At 55.9% G+C, this 26255-nt stretch carries 10 protein-coding genes; 4 read left to right on the forward strand and 6 right to left on the reverse strand.

Annotated elements, in window-relative coordinates; translation table 11 throughout:
* Positions 1-1251, reverse strand: coding sequence for an efflux RND transporter periplasmic adaptor subunit (locus H7U12_RS12935; protein WP_186638575.1), 1251 nt, complete (start codon positions 1249-1251; stop codon positions 1-3).
* A gap of 266 nt (positions 1252-1517) precedes the next feature.
* On the opposite strand from H7U12_RS12935, the gene H7U12_RS12940 reads away from it, so the two are divergent.
* The 4 genes from H7U12_RS12940 (at position 1518) to H7U12_RS12955 (ending at position 7719) form a co-directional block, all read left to right on the forward strand.
* Positions 1518-2003: an RNA methyltransferase gene (locus H7U12_RS12940; RefSeq protein ID WP_186638576.1), complete on the forward strand. Its 486-nt coding sequence runs from the start codon at positions 1518-1520 to the stop codon at positions 2001-2003.
* Positions 2004-2064: 61 nt separating this feature from the next.
* Entirely contained in the window at positions 2065-3678 is a 1614-nt protein-coding gene (locus tag H7U12_RS12945; protein WP_186638577.1) for a BatA domain-containing protein, read from the forward strand.
* Between the two features lie 34 nt (positions 3679-3712).
* Positions 3713-5926, forward strand: coding sequence for a DUF4175 family protein (locus H7U12_RS12950; protein ID WP_186638578.1), 2214 nt, complete (start codon positions 3713-3715; stop codon positions 5924-5926).
* Between the two features lie 2 nt (positions 5927-5928).
* Positions 5929-7719 (forward strand): hypothetical protein, encoded by a 1791-nt coding sequence (locus tag H7U12_RS12955; RefSeq protein ID WP_186638579.1) that lies wholly within the window; start codon positions 5929-5931, stop codon positions 7717-7719.
* A 293-nt stretch (positions 7720-8012) separates the two neighbouring features.
* On the opposite strand, the gene H7U12_RS12960 is transcribed toward H7U12_RS12955, so the two are convergent.
* From H7U12_RS12960 to H7U12_RS12980, 5 genes are all read right to left on the reverse strand, one after another.
* Positions 8013-9998: an OmpA family protein gene (locus H7U12_RS12960; protein WP_255897073.1), complete on the reverse strand. Its 1986-nt coding sequence runs from the start codon at positions 9996-9998 to the stop codon at positions 8013-8015.
* Between the two features lie 103 nt (positions 9999-10101).
* Complete coding sequence (locus tag H7U12_RS12965) at positions 10102-11055, reverse strand: PorP/SprF family type IX secretion system membrane protein (protein ID WP_186638582.1); 954 nt, start codon at positions 11053-11055, stop codon at positions 10102-10104.
* A gap of 13 nt (positions 11056-11068) precedes the next feature.
* A complete protein-coding gene (locus H7U12_RS12970; RefSeq protein ID WP_186638584.1) occupies positions 11069-17005 on the reverse strand; it encodes an ice-binding family protein in 5937 nt (1978 codons plus the stop codon).
* Between the two features lie 1021 nt (positions 17006-18026).
* Positions 18027-19058, reverse strand: coding sequence for a PorP/SprF family type IX secretion system membrane protein (locus H7U12_RS12975; protein ID WP_186638586.1), 1032 nt, complete (start codon positions 19056-19058; stop codon positions 18027-18029).
* 4 nt (positions 19059-19062) lie between these two features.
* A complete protein-coding gene (locus H7U12_RS12980) occupies positions 19063-25704 on the reverse strand; it encodes an Ig-like domain-containing protein (protein WP_186638588.1) in 6642 nt (2213 codons plus the stop codon).
* Between the last annotated feature and the right edge of the window lie 551 nt (positions 25705-26255).

The following is a 26255-nucleotide window of genomic DNA, read 5'->3' on the forward strand; positions in this document are numbered from 1 at the left end:
TTAATCGGCTGAGAGTTGCAGTTCTTTCAGGTGCGCGTACTCCTTGGTGTTGGAGAGGATGATCTGCTCGCCCTTGGCGATGTCGCCTTGCAGTTCCACGTAGTCCAGGTTGCTGGCGCCGGTTTTCAGGGTGCGGCGCACGGCTTTGTCGCCCTGGACCACAAACACGGCCTGTTCCGGGGAGCCGGTGAAGAAAGGCCCGTTTTTCACGCGCAGCACGTTGGGCCGGAAATCAGTGAGGACAAAGACTTCTACCCGCAGGTTGGAGCGCAGGGCGGCGTGGTTTTTCTCCTGCAGCCGCACGTAGAACGTGATGATGCCGTTCTCTACTTTGGGCTGCACGTTGGCAATCTCGCCGCGTAGATCGGTGTTGTTCACCCGCACGGTCACGGGGCCGCCTACTTTCAACTGCTCGGCGTAGGTATCTGCAATGGTGGCTTTGATCTTGAAGCTGCTCAGGTCGGCTATGCGGGCCAATGGGTCTCCGGCATTCACGGTGCCGCCTACTTCCTCGTTCACCCACGTTACCACGCCTTTGCGCACGGCTTTCACATCGGCTTGCTCCAGTTGGCGCTGCAGTTGGCCTATGTCGCGGCGCTGCATTTCCAGTTCGTAGCCCACGCCTTTCATGCCTATGCGGGCGGCGGCCTGCTCGTCCTGAATCTGGCGTTGCAGTTGGGTCAGTTCCAGCGAGGCTACCTTCAGGTCCAGCTCGGCTTTTTTCACGTTTTCCTGGGTGCCGCCGCCAATGGAAAGCAGGTATTGTTCATCATTAAGGGCAGCTTGCAGGCTTTTCACGCGCACTTCCTGCACGGCATAGCGGGAACGGAGCTGGTTCACGTTTTTCTGTAGGTCGTTCTTCAGTTCGGCGGTTTTGTTCTGCTTCAGTTGCTGCTCATCGCGAAGTTTGTCAAAGGCCGTCTGGGACGATTGCTTGTCCAGGAGCAGGAGCGGCTCGCCGGCCGCCACGTGATCGCCGGGAGTATGCAGCACGCGCTCAATCTTGGCCTGGATGGGACTGGCGATGACTTCCTCGTTCTCGGGCACCACCACCCCGGAGGCGGTGAGCGAAGCTTCCACGGCGCCCACTTCCACGGTGGCGAAACGGAGCTCTGATCTGGCTACCCGCGTTTGCAGCACCGACCGGAACGCCAGCACCCCAATCAGCACCACCACGACCACTGCGCCAATCTGCCACCACCGCCGACGGTTGGCTTTCTGCACTACAGCTTGGGATAATTCTCTGTCCATTTTTGCATCTATTTGACAGTCTGTGTTATCCAAGCGCCGTGCCACTATTTAATTATCTGATTATCAGAATATTACACACAAAACACCTCCGCAAAACTGTCCAGTTCTGGACAGCTGGTCCAGATGTGGTCAGGTTTTAGAAGGCGGTAAAGCGGAGGCTAAAAATGGTTTTGGCCCTGTTTTCAGAAAAGGAGCCTAAAACGGAAACCGGTACTGCTATCTTTGCCTCGGTCGTTGGCAGTTCCACTTTTACACAGGCCCGCAGCATGGCAAGAAACAAGGCACAATTTGAAGGCTACTTCGGGATAGGCATCATCGAACCCAAAACCGAGGCCAACGTGGGCACGCTCTGGCGGTCGGCTTCGCTGCTGGGCGCCAGTTTTATCTTCACCGTAGGGCGGCGGTACAAAAAGCAGTCGTCAGACACAGGTAAAAGCTGGAAGGAGATGCCGCTGTTCCACTACGCAGACTTCGAGGATTTCTACCAGCATTTGCCCTACAGTTGCCAACTGGTAGGCGTGGAACTGGACGAGAACGCCGTACCGGTAGAGCAGTTTGGGCACCCGGAGCGGTGCGTGTACCTGCTGGGTTCTGAAGACCACGGCCTCTCCAACGCGGTGCGGGCGCGGTGCCACTACCTGGTGCAGTTGCCCGGCACCAACTCCCTGAACGTGGCCTCGGCGGGTTCCATCATGCTCTATGACCGGTACCTCAAAGCCCATCTGGCGCAGGAGAATGGGGCAGCACGCTAAGCGCGAGCCTTTTCCGGGGCAGTTACTGGCATAATAGGATATTCAGCGCGCAGTCTTTATCTTGGACGGGGCAGACCAGTTCTGCGATGCGCTTTATGTCTTACCTTTTGAATCGGCTTTCTTAGTTTTGTTCCAGTTCCTGAACCCGGCATGGTTGTGGGCCGCCGCCAGCGTGGCCGTTCCCATTGCTATTCATTTATGGAATAAAAAACCGCCCCGTACGGTGCTGGTGGGCAGCATTCGGTGGCTCCAACCCTCCGAGAGCAAGAAACTCAGCAGCCTGCGCCTTTCTGAGCCCTGGCTGTTGCTGCTGCGCTGTCTCCTTTTGGTGCTGCTTGCTCTGCTGTTAGCTGAGCCGCGCTGGAAACACCACGTGCCCGCGGTACCCGAGAAACACGCCTATCTGCACCCTGCGCTTTTTCAGCCCCGTTACCTTCCGCAGATAGCCGCCACGGTAGATTCTCTGGCTCTCAAAGGCTGGCAGATTCACCGTTTACAGCCCGGTTTTCCCAAACTGCCCCTAAACGAGGAAACGTCTCTCCAAAACTTCCAAACCGATAGCCTCTCTGCGGATTCCACCAACGCCTGGGCGATGCTGCGCGTGCTCAACCGAAGTCTGCCCGCCGATGCCCGCGCCTGGATTTTCACCACCGATCTGCTCCGGCACCACCGCGGCGAGTTCCCCGCCCTGCGTTCCGGCCTCACCTGGATTCCCGTGAGCGCGCCCCAAACCAACACCTGGCTGCAGGAAGCCTACTACACCACCGCCGGACAACTGCTGCTGCGGTTCGGGAAAAGTGACGGACAGGAAGTGACGTTTCTGGAGCGGAAAGTCGCCAAACCCGTCTCGGGGCAAACCATCACGGTGCCTCACGCGCCCGCCGTCCAGTTCACTTCTCACGCCACTTCAGATTCCCTGACCTTGATGGATGCCGCCCAAAACACCATCGGCCTTTCCAAACAGCCGCTCCAGGTGCTCGTGCGCTACGGGAAATCGCGGCAAGCCGATGTCCGGTACGTACGCGCCGCCCTGCAAACCGCTCTGGACTACCAAGGCGCGGCCTATCAGTTGCTCGTCTCTTCTGAGGATCAAGCCTTGCCCGATTCCGCCCCGGACTGGGTTTTCTGGTTAAGCGATGAACCCCTGGCTCCGTTTCTGGCCCGTTTTCCGGAAAAGCGCCTGAAAACGCTGCAAGACGCTCCCGGCGGCGTTCCGGTCCAGAAAACCGAGAGTTGGGCGCAAGTACCGGGCAGTGCGCAACCCGTGTCGCTGCACCAACGCACCTCCGCTCCCCAAACGTTAGCCGTCGATGTCCTCTGGAAAGACGGTTTCGGGCAGCCGCTGCTGACTCAGGAGATCAAAGACCAACAGACGCACTACCGTTTCTACAGCCGCTTTCACCCCACCTGGAATGCCTTGCCCAATAATGGACACTTCCCCGAACTGCTCCTTCGGCTGCTCTTCCCCCAGGAAACTTCCTGGCGCACGCAATTTGACACCCGCACCTTACAGCAAGACCTGGAACGTCCCCGTCCGTTTACCGGCCCGATTCCCGAAAACAGCCCTAAAACAGAAGAATTGCTGGATATAGAACCCTGGCTGGTCGCGTTGATGGCGGTGCTGCTGACGCTGGAGCGGTGGCTGGCCACCCGCCGCACAAGGATTAGTGCCTGATATCGTGTACATTTAACATTCATCCCCCAGAACGTTGCCTCACCTGACCTCCCATATCTCCCCTTCGGCCCCGGTGCTTATGCACGTGCGGGCGCAGTACCTCCGCCGGAAGGCCGGGCTGCTGGCATTGCAGGAACTGGGCATGTTGCTGCCTTTGGCGGTGTGGACCTACCGCGGAGGAATTGGAGGCGTGACCGCCGCGCTTCTCCTGATGCTGCTGACCTTGGGTTTACAGGCCTGGCGCTGGCGCGAACTGCAGCAGAAAACTGACCTGCTCAAAATTGCCCGGCACCTGAACCGCCAATTCCCGCAACTGGAAGAAAGCACCGAGCTGTTGCTGCAACCCGAGGAGCAACTGGGCTTACTTCCTCAACTCCAGCGCCAACGCGTAGCGGCGGTCCTGGCGCAGATTCCGCCGGAAGAAGCCTCGCCGGTGAAGTACAAAAGCGGGATAATCTTCTTACTAGTGGGAGCGTTGCTGGCAATTGCGATCTGGTTTCTGCCCGTTTCGCCTCGGCAACTGAATCAAACGGCTTCTGCCGACGCGGGTAACTCCGCGGAGGTACAGACGCCCGTTGCGCAGCCCAAAGCCATTCTGCCGGCCATTGAGCAGATGCACCTCAAGATTACGCCCCCCGCTTACACCCGCAAAGCTCCCTACGCCGTCACCACGCCCTCCTTCAAAGCCGAAGTGGGCGCACAGGTCACGTTCACCCTTCAAACCAATGCGGCGGTGTCTTCGCTGCAACTGATTTTAAGCAACCAGAAAGCGATCAATCTCCGGCCGGTGGCGAGGCAGCAAGACACCTATACCACTTCCATCACGGTCACGCAAGCGGCGTTGTACCATCTCCGGATCAACGGGCAGGCCTCTGATTTCTATTCCATAGAAGTAATTCCAGACGAAGCGCCTTCCGTAGCGGTGCAGCAACCTAAGCAGTACACCGAGATCCTCTTCGGGGAACCGCAGCGGGTGATCTTGCAGGCGACCCTGCGGGATGACTACGGTCTTCGGTCCGCTGATTTAATCGCTACCGTGGCCCAGGGCGAGGGAGAGGCCGTGAAGTTCCGGGAGCAGCGCATTCCGCTTCAGCTTTCGTTCAGCGGCCAGCCGCGCCAGTTGCAGCTGAAACAAACCCTGAATTTGAAGACCCTGGGCATGACCTACGGCGATGAACTGTATTTTTACCTGCAGGCCTATGACAACCACCGGGGCTACACCCGCACCGAGGCGTTTCTGGTAGAGATTGAGGACACCACCATCGTGGAAACCATGGATGATCTTTCGCTGGGCGTGAACCCCAACCCTGAGTATTTCCGGAGCCAGCGCCAGATCATCATTGACACCGAGAAACTGATTCAGGAGCAGAAGGGCCTCACGCCGGCCGTTTTTCAGGAGCGGTCCAACAACATCGGGGTAGACCAGAAATTGCTGCGCCTGCGCTACGGCAAGTTCCTGGGCGAAGAGTTTGAATCGAACATCGGGGCCGCCGCCCTTCCGCCAGAACTAGCCGAAGGACACACTATGGACGACGGCCATGACCATTCGCCCAAGCAAGGAAGCAGCGAGCACGAAACCAAGATGGGCGAACTGCTGGACCCGTACCTGCATAAGCACGATCAGGAAGAAGCCGCCACGTTTTTTGAACCAGCCATCAAGGCGCAATTGAAAGGCGCGCTGGCCCAGATGTGGGAGGCGGAGCTGAGGCTGCGCACTGCGCGGCCCAAGGAAGCGCTGCCGTTTGAGTACAAGGCGCTGCGCATGCTCAAAGACGTGCAGCAGAAATCACGGGTGTACTTGAAGAAAAGTGGTTTTGAGCCGCCGCCGCTCAAAGAACCCGAAAAACGCCTCACTGGTGACCTGAGCAAAGTGCAGCCGGTAGAAGCCCAGCGGAAAGAAAAACCCACGGAAACCGCCATGGTGGTGCGGCAGGCGCTGCAACGCGTAAGCCAGCTCCGCCAAGGCAGATCGCCTCTTTCCGCTGATGCCGCTTTGCTGGAGCTGGCTGGTCAGGAACTGGGGAAAGCCGCCGTGCGGGAACCCGGCGCGTACCTGCGCGCCCTGCAAGACCTCCGGAAGCTGACGCAGGACATCCGGGCAGAGCGTCCGCTGTGCTTTGATTGCCTTACGCGGGTAGAAGCCGCCCTGCACCGTTTTCTGCCCGTTTTTGTTAAAACGGCCCAAAAACCGGTGTCTTCCGGGGCACCCAAGAAACTGGCGCAGGACTACTTTAACCGGCTGAACTAACCATGAACCTTTCGTTGCCTTTTCTTCTGGTGTTTGCGGGGCTGCTGGGCGCCTGGTTTTCCTGGCTGGCGGTGCGCCGCCCAGACCGCCGTCGGCTTATCTGGCGGTTGCTGGCCACTTGGGGCGTGGTGGCTTGCCTGGTCCTGCTGCTCGCGCCACCGCACCTCACCCGCTCCTACAATGCCTCCGAGGCGATTCTGTTAACAGAAGGCTACTCCCCTGATACGCTCCGCGCCCTGATGAAAACGCTTCGTCCGCGCCCGCAGGTCTATGGATTTGAGACGAAGGCAAACGGAGCCGAAGCGGTGCCTGATCTTACGTCCTTCCGGCAAGCACACCCGGCGGTGAAGACCTTGCATGTGCTGGGCAACGGCCTTCCGGCCGAAGAAATAGTCGCTCTTTCCGGGGTGCGTCTGGTGCCGCATTTTTCGCCTTTGCCTGCCGGGGTTCTGGCTGCTTCCTGGTCGCCGGAGATCACGTTAGGCGAAGAAGTGCTGGTGCAGGGCACCTTTCACGGAACAGCAACGCAACCGGTCAACTTATTTCTGCAGGCCGCCGGTCAACCACGGGACTCTGTGGAGCTCAGAAAGGGAGTAGATCAGCCGTTTGCCCTTCGGTTCAGGCCTAAGGCAGCCGGGCAGTTTGTGTACAACTTGCGCTGGAAAGACGCCGATGATTCTGTGCAGCAGGAAGACGTACCCGTGGTGGTGCAGGCCCCGCGCCGCCTGAGCGTGTTGCTCCTGTCCTCGGCCCCGTCGTTTGAAGGCAAGTTCCTGAAAAACGCCTTGGCCCAACAAGGTCACAGCGTAGCCCTGCGCAGCCAGATGAGCAAAGACATTTACGCCACCGAACTGGTCAATCTTCCCGCTCTTACCCTCAATCGGCTTACGCCTTCTTTGCTCCAGAAATTTGACGTGGTCCTGCTGGATGACGTGACACTGCAACGCCTCAGCGGCGGAGAGAAACAAGCCTTGCAGCAGGCAGTCCGGCAGCAAGGCCTGGGAGTATTGACCTCCGTTTCGCCGCAAACCACTAAAGCCGTACCCTTCTTCACCGAAGCCGTTTTCAGGACGATTTCTGAAAAACAGGCCCGAAACGGGGCCGTACGCTGGGCGAAGCAAACCGGCACATCTCCGGTGCTTCCGCTTTCCAACGCCGTGTTGCAACCCAAAGAAGGCCAGCAGGCGCTGGCTTGGGAACAGAAACCCACGCAGGCGCTGGTGGTGCACTACCGGAAAGGGCTGGGACAAGTGGGCATCAGTCTGGTGCCGGAGACGTTTCCGCTGGCCTTGGAAGGAAAAGAAACGCTATACCAGCAGTATTGGGCCACCATATTGACGGCATTGGCTAAACCTGAGGAAGCGGTACCGGTCACCTTCGCCTCTACTGATAGACCTTTCCAGGAACATCAGCCGGTGACGTTTGTGTCCTCCGTTCCGCTCACCAATGCTTCGTTCACTTCCGGTAACGCCAAGGTTCAGCCTGCTATTTACCGCCAAACGGATGCACCGGACAACTCCTACGCGACCGGCATGATCTGGCCGCAATCATCCGGTTGGCAAACGTTAACCCTGAACAAGAAGACTAGGGTCCCGGTCTACATCCATGCTTCCGCGGGCTGGACTACGCAGAAGCTACAAACACAGCGGCAAGCTCTCCTCCGCGCTGCCTCACAAGTTCATCCTTCAAGTAAAGCCCTGGGGTTGAAACGAGAAGAACCGGTTTCGCTGTGGCTCATCGGGAGTGTGCTGGTTTCGCTGCTGGGATTTCTGTGGCTGGAGGAAAAGCTCTAAATTAAGCATCATCCACTGCACTTCTTCTGATTAGAATTTCCCTTTGCAAACTCAGGCATCCGCTTGCACATCGTCAATGGATCAGCTCCTGTTTTTAAGCCGATTTCTGAAAAGTAGCCCCAAAATAAAGGCGCAAGCAGACACTTGCGTCAGTAAGTCCGCTGGCAAATGAGTTTAAATGGTACTAAAGTTTAACCTTAAGGAAATCCCTCAACACCTCCTTATAAACAAAAACCGGGCTAAAAGCGCTGTCTGCTTTTAGCCCGGTTTCTTGAAAACGGCCCCGAAACGGGTTACTTCAGAATCTTAAACTCGGTGCGGCGGTTGACCTGGTGTTCGTCCTCAGAGCAGGGCACGCCGTCTTTGCAGCGGTTCAGGAGTTTGGTTTCGCCGTAGCCTTTGTCTACCACGCGTTTGGGTTCTATGCCCTGGGAGATGATGTACTTCACGGCACTGGCGGCGCGCAGCTGCGACAGCATGAGGTTGTACTTATGGCTTTCGCGGCTATCGGTGTGGGAGCTCAGCTCAATCCGGATGGTGGGGTTGTCGCGCAGCATGCCCACCACTTTGTCCAGCTCCACAATGGACTCGGGCCGCAGGGTGTGTTTGTCCAGGTCATAGTAGATGTTCTCCAGCACAATGGCCTGGTTGGGCGTGTCGCGGTCCAGCACCATTTCAATTTGCACGGTGTCGGTGACTTTGCGGCAGTCGGGCTGAACGTGGAAGGTGCGGGTGAGATAGCCTTTCTTGCTGCCCCGGATGGTGTAGGTCTGGTTCGCGTTCACGGCAAACAGGAAGCGACCGCTTTCATCGGTCTCCAACTGCAGCGGGCTAGACGTATCACCGTTTACAATCACCTCCAGATTGACTTTCCCTACCGGTACCTGACGGGCCCGACCGTTTTTATTGGGGATGCGGGCGTAGGTCACCCCAGACAGCTTACAGGGAATCTCGGTGGGCTTGAACCGATAGATGTTGTCAGAACCGGCATCGCCCTCACGGTTAGAGGACAGGTAGCCACTTTTGCCGTCTTTTTCATAAATCAGCCCGAAATCGTCGCGCGGGGAGTTGAACGGGTAATACAGGTTCTCCAGGGTGCTCCAGCTGGTGCGGCTCCCCTCGGCGGAGAAAATGTCCAGGCCGCCCATGCCCATGTGCCCGTCTGAGGAGAAATACAGCGTGCCGTCTGGGTGCACCACGGGAAACACCTCTTTGCCGCTGGTATTGATGGTGGGGCCGGCGTTCACAGGCGTAGACCAGGAGCCGTCCGGCTGGCGCTCACTGAAGTAAATATCGGTTTGGCCGTGGCCGCCGGGCATGTCAGAGACAAAGTACAGGAGCTTGCCGTCGGGCGAGAGCGCAGGATGGCCCACGGAGTAGTTCTCGCCCTGGTTAAACGGAAACGCTTTCACGTCTTGCCACTTCCCTTTGCTGAAGGAGGCGCTGTAAATCTCCAGCCGGTTAATGAACTCCTCGCTTTTGGAGTAGCGCTGCCAGTTGCTTTCGGTGCGAAGCTCCTCGGGCAGCACCCGGTTTTTCACGCGCTTGGTGCGGGTGAAGAACACCTCGTTGAAATCTGGCGAGAACGTGGCGATGGCGTTGTGGAACTGCGTGTTGATGGATTTCTCCATGGGTTTGATCTCGCCCCAGGAGCTGGGCCCTTTCCGCTCGGCGTAGTAAAGTTGCAGGTAGGGCGTGCCCGTCCAGCCGTACACTTTCTGGTCTGATCCGTTCTGGCTGCGCCCGCGGTCCGAGGAAAACACCAGCCCCTCACGGTAGAACACCGGGCTGAAATCAGCAAACGTGGTGTTGAGCGTACTGTCCGGGATCACGTCTATCCCCAGCGGGCGGTCCATCCAAGCCATGGCCAGGTCACAGGCCTGGGCCAGCTTCAGGGCCTCGTCTCGCCGGGCGGGTTCCAGATCGGCAAACAGCAAGTAGTTCTTTTTGGCGGTAGTGTATTCGCCGTTCTGGCGGCAGGCATTGGCGTAGTAAAACAGGTTCACGGGCGCCGAGCCGGGGAAACCCAGCGCCTGCCGGTACCAGAACTGGGCGGCACCGGGCTGGTTGATGAGCCGGTAACAGTGGGCAATGCGCTCGGTGAGGTGGAGCGTGGGCTGTCCTTTCTCCAGCAGCTTCTGGTATTCCTCCAGCGCCAGCGCGTAGTCAAAGTTGTTGTAGTGCTTGTCTGCCTTGCTTGGGTTTGCCTGGGCCTGCGTTTTAAGAGGGGAAACCCAGAAAGTAAGGCAAAGCAGTAATACGAGGGAAATAATCTTCACAATTCCAGTTCTTGCACCAGTTGGTGGATAAAGAAGCTGCTTTGGGGCCATTTTCTGAAAAACAGCCCTAAAACAGCTTTCTAGGTGTACGACATCAATCAGATCAAAAGTACCGCGGAGTCAACATACGCCCATACTTCTTTTTCAAAAAATTATAGCCCAGCGAGATTTCATGGCTGGAGTAATTGCGCAGTTTGTTCAGCGAGAAGTCATAGGAATAGCCCACCCGCATGAGCGGCGAAGGATGCAGTTCCAGCAAAACAGCCAGGGCATTGCCCAGACGGGTATTGGTAGCGAAGGCCCGGTTGTTGAAGATGTTCAGCGTGGTCCGGAAGGAGGTTCCCAGCCAGATCTGCTCGTTGAACAACAAAAAGGTATTTAAATCCAGGGCCGCCGGGCCGTTGAAGTCTTCCTTGAGCAGAATGCTGGGCCTGAACTTCATCTTCCGGCTGAGGTCAAACACGCCACCGGAGGTCAGAAACAAGTGCGGCTTTGGATCGGTGGGCAGGTCATCTTTGAAGAACACCACGTTGCCCAACGAAACGCCGGTATAGAACCGGGTGCTGTACAGGTATGCCCCCACGCGGCCATTGGGCTTCACAGCTCTTTCAACCCCCATCGGGATGGCCATATCATCGCGCTCCGCGGGGTCCAGTTTTGTGCCGTCCAACGTCTGCTGGGTGGCGCCCAGGGAAATTCCCACCGCCAGGCGGGTGGCGTGGCTCAGGGAAATACGCACCGCTGAGTTAAAGGAAATCTCGGTGAACCGCTGCGCGCCCAGCTTATCATTGGAAATGATGAACCCCGCCGCCAGTTTCCGGGTAAGGTTGCCATCCACACTCAGGGTCTGGCTCACGGGCGCTCCTTCCAGCCCGGTCCACTGACTCCGGTGCGAGCCGCTGAGGCTGGTGAAGCCTTTGCTGCCCGCGTACGCCGGGTTCAACAGCAAGCCATTGAACATGTACTGCGTGAACTGCGGATCTTGCTGCGCCATTCCTACCCGGGGCATGCTCAGGCACGCCACCAGCGCCAGAAAAGATAGTATCGCTTTCTTCATTTTCTTCTTTCCCTTAGCGCATGATGGTTACGTATCCTTTGTGCGTCACGTCCTGGCCTTCGCAGAGGCGCACCCGCAGCACGTAATAATAGGTGCCTTCGGCTAGGCCGCCGCCGGTCCAGTTGTTGGTGTATTTCTTCACGCGGTACACTTCACTGCCCCAGCGGTTCAGGATCACCAGTTCATTCTCTGGGTACTCCAACAGGTTCTGCACCACCCACACATCGTTTTTGCCGTCATTGTTGGGAGAGAACACGTTAGGGACGTGCAGCTCCGGTGCCAGGTATTTCGGCGTGACATCCAACGAAGTCGAGGTGGTAGAGCAGGTGCCGTTGTTGGCTTCCACGGTGACTTTCGCGGTGGCCGATGGCGCATTGGCCGGTGCTTTGACGGTGATTTTGTTTGTGCCCTGCCCCGAGGTGATGGACCAACCCGGAAGATCTGAAACGATGCTCCATTTGTACGACACCCCGGAAACTGCTGGCACCGAGAACTGGTTGCCCACGCACGCCGAGCTTTCATCGCTGATGACCGGAGCTACTCCTAAAGCGGGCGCTACCGTCACAGACAAAGAAGCATCGGCGGTGCCGCCGCAGGGGTTCACGGCTTTCACGCTCACCAAACCGGCCCCGGCCTGGGTGGTCACCGTTAGGCTGGTAGAACCCTGCCCACTGATGATCTGCCACCCGGCAGGCACATTCCATTCATACGAAACCGCACCGGCAACCTGCGAAACGGTGTACACCCGTTGCTCAGCAGAGGAACAGAAGGCAATAGGTCCTTTGATCACGCCGGGTTTCATGGCATCCACTACCGTTGGCGTTACCAGCAGGCTTTTCTCTACGCTGAGTCCGCAGCCATTCTGGGCTTTCACTTTGATAGTACCCGCGGTGCTGTTGGGGATCACTGAAATAGTATTGGTATTCTGTCCAGATTCAAAAGTCCAACCGGCGGGTACTGTCCAGATATATTGTGTAGCGCCAGAACCGGTGATGCTGTAGGTAACGGCTCCGGCGGTGGCGCAGATAGTCGCGTTCCCGATGATCTCGCCGTTGAGGACTGGTGCTCCCGTGCTTGGGGCAACTGCCACGGTCCGGCTCTCGCTCTGCCCGCAGGCGTTTTTAGCTATCACACTTATCTGCCCGGCTGTGCTTCCGGCTGTGACGGTCAAGGTGGTGGTTCCCTGCCCACCGGTGATTACCCAACCCGAAGGCACGGACCATTCGTAAACAGAAGCGCCGTTTACAGCCTCAATTTTGAAAACCAGCCCCGTTTGACCCACACAAGGCGCAAGGGCCGAAGCGAGCGACTGGATGGCCGCAGGTCTCAACGGAAGGTCTTTCTGCACCTGAACCTGCAACGAGCTCACCGCTGATCTTACCCCGCATCCGTTTACGCCGGTCACACTCACGGCTCCGCCAGCAGCACCCGGAATCACCGTGATCGCGTTGGTGCCCTGCCCCGCGGCGATGGTCCAGCCGGTAGGCACTATCCAGGTATAGGTGTTCACATTGGCATTGGCGGCAACCTGGTACGTTACCCGGGTAGTGGCGCAGCTAACAGTTTGACCGGTGATGGCGCCTAACGCGAAGGGAGAATTGTTGGAAATACTTACCGCCAGCGATGTCGCGGCACTGGTATTACATACGTTCTTCGCCGCTACCGTTACTTGCCCGCCAGTGGTTCCGGCTTGTACCGTAATGGAAGTGGTTCCCTGACCCGTGGTGATGGTCCAACCGGCCGGAACCCTCCATTCATAGGAAGTAGCGCCCGTCACCGGCTGAATGGTGTACGTCAGCTGTCTCTCGTTGGCGCATACGCCTCTGTTACCGGTAATGGCTGCCGGTGCGGCCAGGTTGTTCACTCCGGCCGACACCGCTAAGGCTCTCCGGTTGGTTGCTCCGCAGCTGTATTGGGTATTCACCGAAATCTCTCCAGCCCCAGTTCCGGCTTTCACCTGAATTTCTCTGGTACCCTGCCCGCTTACAATAGTCCAGCCGGTAGGCACCTGCCACTGATAGCCCGTTGCTCCCGCAGCTGCAGCCACTGAATACTTCTGGGTAGTTTCAAAGCAAAGGCCGGTACTTCCCTGGATAGCATCCGTGGCCGGATTGAACACCGAAGGTGCAACCACCAACATCTGGCTGGCACTGGTTCCGCAACTATTCGTGGCTTTTACCGAGATTGTTCCGCCGGTATTGCTCACTTTCACGACTAGGCTACTAGTGCTTTGCCCGGAAACAATTTGCCAGCTTGCAGGTACCTCCCAGGTGTACGTCATGCCCGCTACTGGATTCCGTACGCTGTAGGTTTGCTCCGCACCGCCCCCGCATGGGTTGGTTTCTCCTATAATGCCCGTGGGTAAAGCAGGAACTGTCTGGGACGAAACCTCCAGCCGGACCGTAGCACTGGCGCCACATGCATTGGCGGCTACCAAAGAGATGATTCCTGCTCCGGCACCTGCTTTTACTTGTATGCTTCTCGTATTCTGACCACCTAAGATTTGCCATCCGGCCGGCACAGCCCACGTGTATTGCGTGGCACCAGGCACCGCCTCTACAGCATAGCTCAAGGATTCCTCTGTGGAACAAGCGGTTCTAGGTCCAGTTATAGCGGATGGAGCTGTGGCGAGCGGCTGAGATACGGTGATGTTGGTGGAATCTGCGCTGGTGCCGCAATTGTTAGAGGCCACTACTTTCAGGTACCCTCCGGCGGTGCCGGGCCGCACACTCACAGAACGCGTTCCTTGCCCAGACAGAATTGCCCATCCGGTAGGGACAGACCAGGTAAACGTTTTCACGCCCTCGTTCTCTGCCACGCTGTACGTGCGTGTTGCCGTTGAAAAACAGAAAGCTTTCTCGCCGTTGATACCGCCAATGGCTGCCGGTGCTGCAAGCGACATATTCACGGCCAAACTGGATGCGGCACTGGCACCGCAGGCATTGCTGGCCGTAACCTGTACTCTGTCTGCCGTAGCACCTACCCGCACCACCAATGAGGTAGTCCCCTGCCCCCGAACAATGGTCCAGGAAGAAGGCACTGACCAGGTATACGAAGTAGCTCCGGTGACGGCACTTACTGAATAGGTTACCTCCCCCGCATTGGCGCATAAGTTAACCGGACCCGTAATCTGCCCCAGCGTTGCCGGAAGAGCAGAAGAGACGGTCACGGGTAAGGAACGGGTGGTGCTCTGCCCACATCCATTCCTAGCCGACACCTGGATGTTGCCACCGTTTGTACCCGCTTTAACTTTAATTTCAGATGTTCCCTGACCACTCAGGATAGCCCAACCCGCAGGAACCTGCCACTGGAAAGAAGAAGCGGCATTGGTAGAAGAAATGCTGTAGGTAAGTTGATTGGCATTGGCGCAAACACCCGCCTCTCCCTGAATGGAAGCGGCTAATGCCGGCACGCCCGAAGTAGGCGTAACCGCTAACTGGGCCGAGGCGCTAAGCCCGCAGCTGTTGCTTGCCGTCACCGTCACCTGGCCGCCAGTTGCTCCGGCCCGCACTGTTAGGGTGCTTGTCCCCTGCCCGGAGACGATGTTCCAACCCGCCGGAAGTGACCAAGTATATGTGAGCCCTGCTACTGCCTCGGGCACTGTATACGTTTGCTGCCCCCCCGTACAAGGCACAGTTTCACCGGCAATGGAAGCCGGAGCTGCGGGAGGCGTAATGGCCGGAGTGACGGATAGCGTTCTTACCGGGCCATTACCACAGCCATTCGTCCCGAACACGGAGATAGAACCGGCCGTGGCACCCGCTCTCACAGTAATGGATTGGGTTCCTTGCCCGGCCACGATGGCCCAGCCTTCGGGCACCGTCCAGGTATAGTCAGTCCCAACTGCACCAGAGGCAATGGAGTAAACAAGTTCTGCCTGTCCGTTACAAGGCGCGTTATTTCCTGAAATAACGGAAGGGATGACTGGTGGTCCTGAGCTCACGGCTACTTTCAACGTTACCGCTGTTCCAGCCCCGCACGCATTAGACGCCACTAGTCTCACTTCGCCGCTGGAGCCTACTTTGACGTTGATCCTTCTGGAGCCTTGCCCAGACAGAAGCCGCCAGTCCGCCGGAACACTCCAGGTATAGTTGGTAGCGTTGGCCACTTCCTCAATGGAATACGTCACCTCTGCATTCGACAAACAGATAGAGACATCGCCGGAGATAGGCCCTACGGTGGGAACCGCTGAAGAAATAGAGACTGGCAAAGAGGCGGCACCGCTGGTTCCGCAGCTGTTCTGCGCCCGTACCGTCACCTGTCCTCCGGAGGCTCCGGCTTGCACCACCACTCTGGCAGTTCCCTGTCCGCTCACAATGCTCCAACCGGCTGGCACCACCCAGGTATAGCTGGTGGCATTGGCAACGGCCGCCACCTCATAGATCACGTTATTTGTATTGGCGCAGACTTGCCCGGCTCCCGTGATTTGATCGGGAGTTTGAGGAGCGGCGGGAGCAATGGTCACCTGCGTCTCACTGCTGGCGCTTTTACCACAGGCATTCTCAGCCGTTACTTTTACCTTTCCGCTTTGCGTGCCGGCATTCACGGTGATGGAAGGTGTTCCCTGCCCGCGCACGACGGTCCAGCCAACGGGTATTTCCCAGGTGTAAGAAACGGCACTGGCCACCGGATTAATGGAGTAGGTGATACCTCGCTGCCCTAAACAAGCCTCTACCGGCCCTGAAATAGACGACGGCATGGGAGGAGGAAAAGATACGGTACTCACCGCCAGCACAGCATCGGGGCCATCGCCGCAGGCGTTCACCGCCCGTACCGCCACCGTACCCGAAGCCTCGGCCCCGCCGGTTGAAACAGTAATGCTGTTGGTTTCCTGCCCCGAGGTGATGGTCCAGCCCGGGGGTAGGGTCCAGGTGTATTTACGGGTTCCCGCCAAGGGCTCTATATAAAAAACGTTTCCGGAGGAATTGACGCAAAGCGAGGAGCTACCACTGATGGCTCCGGGCTTGGAAGGCGTGGCGCAGATAGTGGATTCAGAGCTGTTGTTCTTGATGTTGGGGTCTGTTCCGTCACCCGTTGCGGTGATGATGGCAGTGGAGAATTCCGTTTTAATGATGCTGGCCCGCACCACCAACGTAGCCTGAGAGCCGCTCGGGAATTCCCGGATAATCCACTCCCTCCTTACCTCGTCAAAGGAAGACCCCATATTGGTGGTGGCACTCAGGAAGGAGAGCCCGGAAGTGGTTTCAAAATTCAGGAAGACATTCTTCTCGTCATCCGGACCAAGATTCTTCAAGGTAACGGTATACGTTACCACCGTACCTAACCCGTAAGGGCCCTCGCTTTTCACGTGCGTTACCTCCAGATCAGAGATATTCTCAGATCCCAGTTCAGTTACTTTGGAGCTGGAAAGAGACACCAGACCAGCGGTGCTGAATAGTTTGCCTTCAATGGCGGCTTCTTTTGCGGCCGTAATGTTTCCTGCGCCCACCACGGTGCCTTTGAAAGCACTTTGAGCGCCCAGGGTAGTCTTCCCGGCAACTTGCCAGAACACGTTCTTGGCCCGGATTCCCTGCCGCAACTCAACACGCACCGCCGGATCAACCGTTAGGTCGCCCTCCACCTGAAAGACAAAGACGCCATTGGGGAATTTGCTGCCTTCCAGCTCCAGCGATTTTTGCAGGTGGGCATTCCCCTTTACCCGGTACACGCCCGGCAAAAGCTTCGCCCCCGAGAGCGCAGCCCCGGATAATACCTTTGCCGGCTGCTGCCGCTTCAGTTCGGAATAGACTCTCTCTATCTCAGCCAGGGTCTCCTGCGACGCAGAGCCTGCGGCCAATACCCGTTTGTCTACCTTGCTATTGCCCTTGTTCTCATAGCCCGCCCCTGCCGCCACAGACACCCGCTGCAACGACTTCAAAGCCGGAGCTACCTGACCAAACGTTACTGAACTAAATAAAAGGAGGAAGAAGAGTAGTAATCGTATTTTCATGTACATCCCTCCAGTTTACTGAGCCACTTTCTGGAGTATTAATCCAATAATATTGCGCTGATTGATAGCCTGATAAATAGTAGACATATACTGGTATTACTTTTATTAAATTCAATTTCTCAGGCATCTTAAATGAGAAAATCCTTCGCCTGATTTTTAGCAGGGCAATACTTTTCTATGGTTTATTAAATAGCTATAATCCAACTTCTTGCACTTGGACAAATTTATTAAATAAATTGCAAATTCACAGATTTAATGTATATTCATCTTTTGCAATATTCACAAGCCCTCTCACGCCACCCCTCTGGGAACAAGCAGTTTAGCTTTCCTAAAAGCACGTTTGACAATTGACCAAGGAAACGAAGGAAATTTCGGCAGACAGGAACAGGCCAGAAAGCTGCTTTTTTACTTTTCTACCAGAAGATGATTTGGCCTTAAGCGGAAGGCTTTGGGCTTGTTTTCACTAAACTGCCCTAAAAACAGCAACCCGACCAAGCTCTTCGAAACGGGGTTTCAAAAACCTGATCGGGTAAGAAGGTGACGGGGCATTGGGCGTGATGGCTGTAGCAGCCCAAAGAATTCCTTCTTTTCAGCTATTCTTTCTCCACGCCAGCAAAGACAGATGCAAAAGAACTTTCGGTAGAACTTGGCGCTTTTTGCCTGTTTTCTGAAAAACAGGGCCAAAACAGGCCATCAGTTTCCAAGCAATTGTGCTATGTATTTATAGGTTAGCATCAACCCCTGCTTCTGGAGCAAGCGCCTGCTTGTATCGCCGTTTAGGGGCTGTTTTCACCAAAACATGCCTGAAACAGGAACTGAAAAGCTTTGCCAATCAGCCCAGGTTTGATGAAAGACAAATACCAACCAGCCTCTCTATCCGGCTTAGAACTTTCATTGCATGCAGCGCCATAAAAGGAGATAACCGCTCCTCCAACGCCGCTCTAGGCTCCAGTCACCGAAGTTAGGCTGCTGCGATAAGATGTGTTCAAAAATTCAAATCTACACCCGTGGTTCCTCCAAACTACCACACCCATTGCGGACAAAGCACCCGCAGCTCGTTGTTTACTTTTAGACCTACCATGATTTCATGGGAACCGGCACTGGTTTCATTCTGATGGGAGGTGGTCAGGTCATAGGAATAGCCGAAGTCCAGCAAGGGGCTCACGTTCAACCCGAAGAGAAAAGCCATGGCATCACGGTTTCGGTAAGAGGCACCTATCCACACGCGCTCGTTGTACATGGCTTTCACATTCAGATCAATGGCCCCGGGGCTAGGACTGGCTTTTTTGTACAGCACCGAAGGTGTGATCATGAGGTCCTCAACCTGAAACCGATAGCCGGCTGTGATGAAATAGTGGGGCACCAGCCGCCCGGCGATGGAATAGTCAAGCGGGGTCTGAAAATCGCTTCCGCTGTTGATCAGGTGGGCCCCAGAGATACCCAGAAAGGCATACCGGGTGTACAGCCAGGTACCCACGCTCAGGTCTGCCTTGGTCATGCTCACCTGATCGCCCAGCAGGGCCACATCTGAGGGCGTAACGGCTCGGGCTCTGCTGGTATTGAAACTGTTGCGTACCGCCCCGGCAGAAATCCCCGAGGCCAGATTCAGGGTACTGGTCAGCGGCAGGTGGAAGGAATACACCAGGTTCACAGAACTGGTCCTGAGCAACCCGGCCTGGTCTACCTGCACCATCGCGCCAACCCCGTGGTGCGGGTTCACGCGCCTAAACCGGTTGTTGCGGTCTATCTTGTGCCCCGAGCCATTGCCTTTCACCCTGAACTTGCCCCGGCCGGTGGCATTACGGTCGCTTTTGCCAATGGAGGCATGCACACTGGTATACAAGGTGGTGGGCGAGCCTTCTATGCCCACCCATTGCTTCCGAAAAGATGTCCGGATGTCCATGTAATTCTCTATGCCCGCCACGGCCGGGTTGATCACCAGGCCATTGGTCATGTACTGGCTGAACTGAGGCATCTGCTGCCCTGCCGCCCGAAAGGCAACCAGACAAAGCACGATCAGGCTCACCGAAATTAAACGCTCTCTTCCTTTCATGACCTTAATTAATGATGGTGATACTTCCCGAGATGGGCTTCTCGTCTTTGTCAAGCTGAATGATGTAGTAGTAGGCGGCTACCGGCAGAGGCTTGCCCTGGTAAGTGCCATCCCATGGCTTGGCGTACCCCTCAGAAGTGAACAGGCTCACCCCCCAGCGGTTAAACACCTCCACTTTGCAGTTCGGGTATTTTTCTATGTTCAAGATCTCCCACTCATCATTGATGCCGTCTTTGTTCAGGGTCAGCACGTTGGGGATGAAGATTTCGGGCAGCACCGTCACCGTTACCTCATCTTTGGCGGTACATCCTTCGGCGGTAGTGACCGTGACGGTGTAGATGGTGGTTTCTGTAGGGGTGGCAATGGTGGCGGCGGTATTCACCGATGACAAGCCCCTGGCCGGCGCCCATTCGTATTTCACGCCTCCCGAGGCCTGCAGCTGCGTGGAGCGCCCAATGATGATGGAGACATCCGGCCCGGCATCAGCTTTGGCGGGCACCACCTCCACCGTCACCGCCGTTCTACTGCTGCTGGGGCAACCCTCCCGCGAGAGCGACTGCACATAGAACGTAGTGGTTTCTGTGAGGGCGGGGGTCGGGAAGGTTACATCGGTGTAAATAAGCCTTCCTCCCTGCGGCTGGTCATACCACTCCACCCCAAAACCGGGGCTGGTCACCGTCACGTTGATTCTATCTCCCGGACATACTCTTAGGTTACTCGTCAGCAGCGCCGGGGCGGCCGGCAGCTGGTTTACCTTGATCTGCACCACGTTGCTGGCCTGGTTCTGGCAGGGGGCAGAGACCAGCACCCTTCTGAACCACGAGGTTTGGGTTAAAACACCCGGCTGGTAGCTGATTTGATCATGGATGCCCGGTGCCGGCGCGAAAGTCCCGTTGGCACCGGTGGTGCTGACTTCCCATTGATACACACTGTTTGCCCCACCGCCGGTATGCACCGAACCCTCCAGTACGCCGGGTGCCGTGTTAGCGCAAATCTCCTGATCTGTTCTGATGAAGTTGTTGGCCACCGGCGCAATGACCGTCACCTTCACAGGCGTGCTTTTGCTTTCAAAGCAGGGGAATGACGTAACCGTGCGTCTGTACCAGGTAGTGACTCTAACAGCCCCCGGCGCATAGTTCATCTTCTTGTTATCTCCGGCTGCCGAGGTAAACACAATCCCGTCGGTGCTGCTTTCCCAGACATACACATAGGTACCGTTGCCACCCGTAGGAACCGAACCCGTCAGCGGCTGCACGGCATCACCCCGGCAGATGGTCTGATCAGCCGAGATGGTGTTGTTGGCGATAAGGGGAACCACGGTGATCTGCACCACCGCCGATGTTATGGTACAGCCCCCGGAAAATACCGTCCGCCGGAACCAGGTGGTCTGGGTAAGGCTCTCCGGCTGATAATTGCGTTCCTGCGCGTTTCCGTTGGCTGTAGTGAAACCGCTGGTCGCTCCCGTTGTGCTGCTTTCCCAGAGATAGGTGTAGGTTCCGTCGCCTCCCTGCGGCTGAGTTCCGGTGATGGGGGCCGGCGGCGTGCCGGAACACGTAGATTGCGGAAACGAAATCCGGTTGTTCGTGATCACCGGACTGATAGAGATCCTGACTGCTTCGCTGACGCTAGGCAGACAAGGCCCCGCTGTAACTCTTCTTCTGAACCAGGTCACCATTGTGATATTGGTGGGCAGATAGGTGCTATCCGAATTGGTCCCTAGCGCCGGACTGAAGCCCGCATCGGGTCCCTGGGTGCTTTTCTCCCATAGATAGGCGTATACCCCATTCCCGCCGGTTGGCGATGTACCCGTCAGCCGACTGGGGCTGGAGCCCACGCAAAGCGCCTGATTGGAAGACACGATGTTGTTCCCGATGTTCTGATTCACCGTTACCTGTACCATCACCCGCGGACTGATACATCCTTTGGCATCGGTTACCTGCACATAATATGCAGTGGAAGCCGTAAGCACCGGCGTGGTGAAGGAAGCGCCTTGGCCCAGGGCAGTTCCTCCGGTCTCCGTGGCAAACCATTGGTACGTTCCGGCGCTAGTTCCTGTCACAGTCAGAGTAGCGGCGTTGTTCTCACAGATCACCTGATTTGCCACGGCAGGGGCCGCTGGCAAAGGCTCCACTGTGATTTGTATCGCCGGCGAGGCACTGGAACACGCCCCGGTTACAGCAACCCTCCTGAACCAGGTGGTTTGGGTCAGCACGCCAGGGGCATAATCTTTCCCGTCTGCTCCGTCAATAGCCATAAAGTCAGAGGCGGTAGCGGAAGTAGTGCTGCTTTCCCACCGGTAGGTAAACACGGCACCAGGATCACTTGCGGGCTGCGAACCCATCAAGGCAAGCGGCGCGGTGTTGCTACAGATGGTTTGGGCGGCACTGATGGTGTTGTTTGTCACGGGTGCCGTTACCGTTACTTTAACTCCATTGCTCACATTAGCCACACAAGGCCCACCGGTCACGATCCTTCTAAACCAGGTCGTTTGTGTCAGGTTCACAGGGGTATACTCTCCTTGGGTGGCACCAAGAACCGGAGCATAGGTGTTTCCGTCAGTACTGGCTTCCCATTGATATCCGTAGTTTCCGGAGCCTCCGGTGGGCTGCGACCCCGTCAACGCCTGCGCGGCAGAACCAGCACAAATGGTCTGCTCGCCGGCAACACTGTTGTCTGCAATAGGCTGCTGCACCTCTACTTTCACCGCCGGACTGACGGAAGTACAGGTGCGGGAAATCACCTTTCTGCGGAACCAGGTATCTTGGGTAAGCGCCGCGGGAGCATAATCACTCTCCGTTGCCCCGAGAATATCTGTATAGGATAAGCCATCGGTGCTTTGCTCCCATTGGTAAGTGAAAATATTGTCCCCTCCCGTGGGTTGTTCTCCCTGCAAAGCCGCAGGCGTAGAACCGGTGCAAATAATCTGCGCCTGATTATTTCTGATGATATTATTTTCAATGGCCGGGCTTACCGTCACCTGCACGGTATTGCTGATGCTGGGCTCACAGGCACCGCCAGTCACCATCCGCCTGAACCAGGTAGTAACGGTGAGCGTCATGGAGGCGAGATCCCGCGCATTGGCAGCTGGCACCAGACTGAAGCCGGCAGTGGCGGACGTGGTGCTTTGCTCCCAAACAAAGGCGTATGCGCCGCTGCCGCCGGTTGGATCTGACCCGATCAAAGGCTGAATGGACTCTCCGGCACAGATCGCCTGATCTGCGGAGACAGTGTTAGCGGCAATGGGTTGCTGCACCTCCACCAACACCGCTTCGCTTTCACTTCTCTGGCAGGTACCCGATTCCACCACCCGTCTAAACCAGGTGTTTTGCGTTACAGCAGCAGCAGGACTGAAGTCTTTTGAGGTGGCTCCTGGAATAGCCGAGAACCCACTTGAACCAGAGGTAGTGCTCACTTCCCATTGATAGGTGTAGGTATTGTTCCCTCCTGCTGGCTGAGAGCCTGTGAAAGCCGCTGGAATACTGCCTGTACATACCGTTTGAGTAGAAGAGACGGTGTTGGCTGTTATTTCCGGGCGGACGGTAACCTCCACGCTTCCACTTGTAGAAACACATCCCGCGGAACTAACCACCCGCCTGAACCAGGTGGTGGCCGTGAGCGCCCCCGGGGAATAATCTTTGGTATTGGAATCCTGAATAAGCACAAACCCTGAGGTAGCAGAAGTAACGCTGCTTTCCCAGGCATAGGTAAAGGAGTTGTTCCCGCCCGTAGGCTGCGAGCCGGTCAATCCTGCTGGCGTCTGGCCGGTACAGATATCCTGCCCACCTCCGATGGAATTATCCGCAATGGTAGCCGCGACTCTCACCCGCACCTCAGAACGCGATGTGCTCACACAGCTATTCTCATTGGCTGCCTCTACATAGAACACGGTATCACGCGTCAGCGCAGGCGTTTGGTAAGATTCACCCGTAGTCACCAGGGCACCTCCGGTACTGGCAGTGTACCACTTATAAGTAAAGCCTACCTGGGCATTCACAGAAAGACTAGCCCGTTGTCCTTCACAGATGGCCACGTCATTCAACGTAAGCACGGGCGCTGCCGGCGTAGGACTAAACGTGAATGCGACTACATTGCTTTCGTTTACCGCACATTTTTGCGAAACGATGGTTCTTCTATACCACGTGTTCCGGGTGATCAGGCCGGGCGAATAGTCTTGCTCGGAGTTAGTGCCTGGGGCATCGGTGAACGTTACCCCATCTGTGCTGATCTGCCATTTGTACTGATAAGGCGCTCCGTCTCCTCCTGTTGGGAGAGAGCCGGTAATGGTGTTAGGGGCGACTCCTTCGCAAATAGTTATTGCTCCTTGCGCCGTAATGCTGTTGTTGGAGACACCTTTCAGTACCACTACAGTAACCAAAGTCCTGGTCGCGCTCACGCAATTGAAACCACTAACCGCCTCTACATAATAGGTGGTGGTAGAAGTCAGGGCGGGCGAGGGCGTAAAGGAATCGCCGGTGAATACCGGATTTCCCCCGGAAGCCGCTTCGTACCACCGGTAAGTGGTACCCGCTGCTCCTCCTGTCGCCGTCAGAACGGCGGGCTCTCCGTCGCAGATGGTAAGTCCGGCCACGGTTGGAGGCAGAGGCAACTCCCTGATGGTAATCTCCTGCGAGGCCGCTGCCGAGGCACCGCATTCATTGGTGGCTGTGACGGTGACGGTGTAGGTGCCGGCCGCCGGGAAATCAATAGAAGGATACTGCGAAGCATCTGTAGTACCTGACACAAAGGTTGCGCCACCTCCTCCGGTAACGGTCCATTTATAACCGGAGATCGTTCCGAAGTTGGCTCCATATTCTGGCCGATGGGAGGCATTGGCCTCGGAGAACGTGATCACTCCCGGCGCGCATAGTTCTCTGGGTCCAGGCAAGGTGACCGTAGGAGGAGAACCCACGTTAATCTGCGTACTGGAAGAATCAGACCCGCAGGGATTACTGGTCTTCAGGGAAAGGGTATACACCCCGGCGGTGTTGAAATTGAAAACCGGGTCTTTACTGGTCAGAGAGCCGGAGGCAAGCGTATACCCACTGTTTGGCGTGACAAACCAGGCATAAGACAACTGTTCCCCCACAGATTGGTTTGCAGTAGCCACCTCCAGGTTGGCACATCCCGTGGCGGGGTTCAGAGTGGTTGCAAACTTAGAGACAGGTGGCTCAAGAATGGAGAACACGAAGGTAGTATCATGAGAGCCACAGCCATTGGTTACCTTCAGACTGATGCTGTAATCGCCTTTGGCAGTAAAGTTGATGACTGGGCTAAAAGAGGTAAGCGTCCCTGAGGTGAGCGCCCATCCGGTAGCAGGACTTATCTCCCACTGGTAACCGGCATTATTATTACATGTGCCACTGCCCAGAATACTCGCCCCCGGATCAGACGTATTTTTCAGGGTGTAAGCTGTGTTGATACAACCCGTGGGAGCTTTGGGCTCTAATTCAAACTTAGCTTTGGGAGTGGCCGCTATATAGATGGAACTTACAATGACATTCGTGATCCCGCATGGGTTTTTGGCCGTGGCATTCAGCTTGAAGGCATCTGAGCCACCGTTGTTGCAGGAACTCTTTAAGAACGTGTGGGTAAGGCTGGAAGGAACATTGTCCTGCGTGAATGTGTACCCCGGTGAGCCATCATCAAACTGAAAAGTGTAGATAGTGGACGGGCTGTTATTAGCGATGCCCGTTATAGGGAAAGTATAGGTAACCGGCGCACATCCCACGGTATTACCAGGGCTACCCACCGTAAGACTGGGGTTGCTCCCGTTAAACACCTTGATATTTCTTGTGGAGGTACAATTAACTCCCTCAATGACCAGTTTCAGGTTAAACTCTCCCTGGGTAGTATAGGTATGCTCCGCTTCCTCAAAGGAAGCCGGAAAGTTTTCGATCTTACCATCGCCCCAATCAATGGTATATGCTCTGTTCGTGCTCTTGGTGGTGGACGTATTCCGGACCTTTAACAAGTAGCTGGAGGCGACAGACGCGCAGTTAGTAAAGGGAAGAGTAAAATTCTGAATAGCCAGCACATCTTCCAGAGAGGGATCTGCCCGCTGGTTGATGGTCAGTTCTTTCGTGACTTCACTGGTACAACCGCCTGCATTGGTCACTTTCAGTTTAATCTGGTACTTTACAACACCGGTACCGTTGGAGACAAAAGTATGGTTGACTTCCTGTTGATGACCGGTATTGCCACTTCCTGAGTTTGGATCCCCGAAGTCCCACTCATACTTAAATCCTGCCCCTGTAGGCGAGGCCGTGAACCTCACATTAGAGCCGGAGCAGACATTATCAATAAAGGTAAAATCAGCGACCGGGTTGGGGCTGGTGGTCACCGGAAAAGCCGGGGAGACTTTCTCTGAGCAGGAAGCACTTTTTACGACTACCGTATAATTCCCGGTGGAGGTCACCGTTAGTTTAGCACCGGTTTGCCCCGCCAGGTCCACTCCATCTTTTTGCCACTGGAAAGTAGCCCCGGCACTACTGGAGGAAGCCACTAGAATAATCTGCCCAGCACCCGGACACAAGGCACTAGGCCCTTCGGCGGAGACAGTCGCGTCACATTCCTGCGCCCAGACCCGCAGATGACAGATCAATAGCAGAAAACAAGCTAAAAATAGGCTACGGTAGAATTGTGCCATAGAATCAGGTAAAGGGTGATGAGAGAAATGGGCTTAGCGAGAAAGAGGAGATCTCAACCACCATAAAGATAGTGGACAAATTATATTAATTCCAATAAAATTTATATTCATATAAAATCTGAATATAGCGCGCCTTCAATATTGAGCTTTAGCGTAGTACTCTTTGGGCTAGGAAGAAGAGAAAAGACACCTTACTACAATCGGAATAATACAACTAAACAGCCATCAACCTAAAACACACCAGAAATAAGAACTATTCTACCTGCCTTTTTCAGCTTCTTGATCGATCAGAGATTCTCCCCTACCAACTTTATAGCATTCCAGGAAATACCGTTTACGCGATGATTTCTGAAAAACAGCCCTAAAACAGTTCAGTACAACCTTTTCAATCGCCCAAAGAGCTGTACAAAGAATTGAATACCTTCACTCAAGCGAGGCAAGCGGTAAACAAACAACTTCTTCTTAGCTAGCAGCAAATAGTAAATTTTCAAGCCTTACATAGAACAGAACATCTTTTACGAGCCAGTAAAAAGCCGGGCAAGTGATCTTAT

The sequence above is a fragment of the Rufibacter sediminis genome, assembly GCF_014269285.1.
Taxonomy (GTDB): Bacteria; Bacteroidota; Bacteroidia; order Cytophagales; family Hymenobacteraceae; genus Nibribacter; species Nibribacter sediminis.

What these genes read in the sequence shown, in the direction of transcription:
- H7U12_RS12935 (WP_186638575.1), bottom strand. Translation starts at nt 1,251, where the DNA reads ATGGACAGAGAATTATCCCAAGCTGTAGTGCAGAAAGCCAACCGTCGG.
- H7U12_RS12940 (WP_186638576.1), top strand. Translation starts at nt 1,518, where the DNA reads ATGGCAAGAAACAAGGCACAATTTGAAGGCTACTTCGGGATAGGCATC.
- H7U12_RS12955 (WP_186638579.1), top strand. Translation starts at nt 5,929, where the DNA reads ATGAACCTTTCGTTGCCTTTTCTTCTGGTGTTTGCGGGGCTGCTGGGC.
- H7U12_RS12965 (WP_186638582.1), bottom strand. Translation starts at nt 11,055, where the DNA reads ATGAAGAAAGCGATACTATCTTTTCTGGCGCTGGTGGCGTGCCTGAGC.
- H7U12_RS12970 (WP_186638584.1), bottom strand. Translation starts at nt 17,005, where the DNA reads ATGAAAATACGATTACTACTCTTCTTCCTCCTTTTATTTAGTTCAGTA.
- H7U12_RS12975 (WP_186638586.1), bottom strand. Translation starts at nt 19,058, where the DNA reads ATGAAAGGAAGAGAGCGTTTAATTTCGGTGAGCCTGATCGTGCTTTGT.
- H7U12_RS12980 (WP_186638588.1), bottom strand. Translation starts at nt 25,704, where the DNA reads ATGGCACAATTCTACCGTAGCCTATTTTTAGCTTGTTTTCTGCTATTG.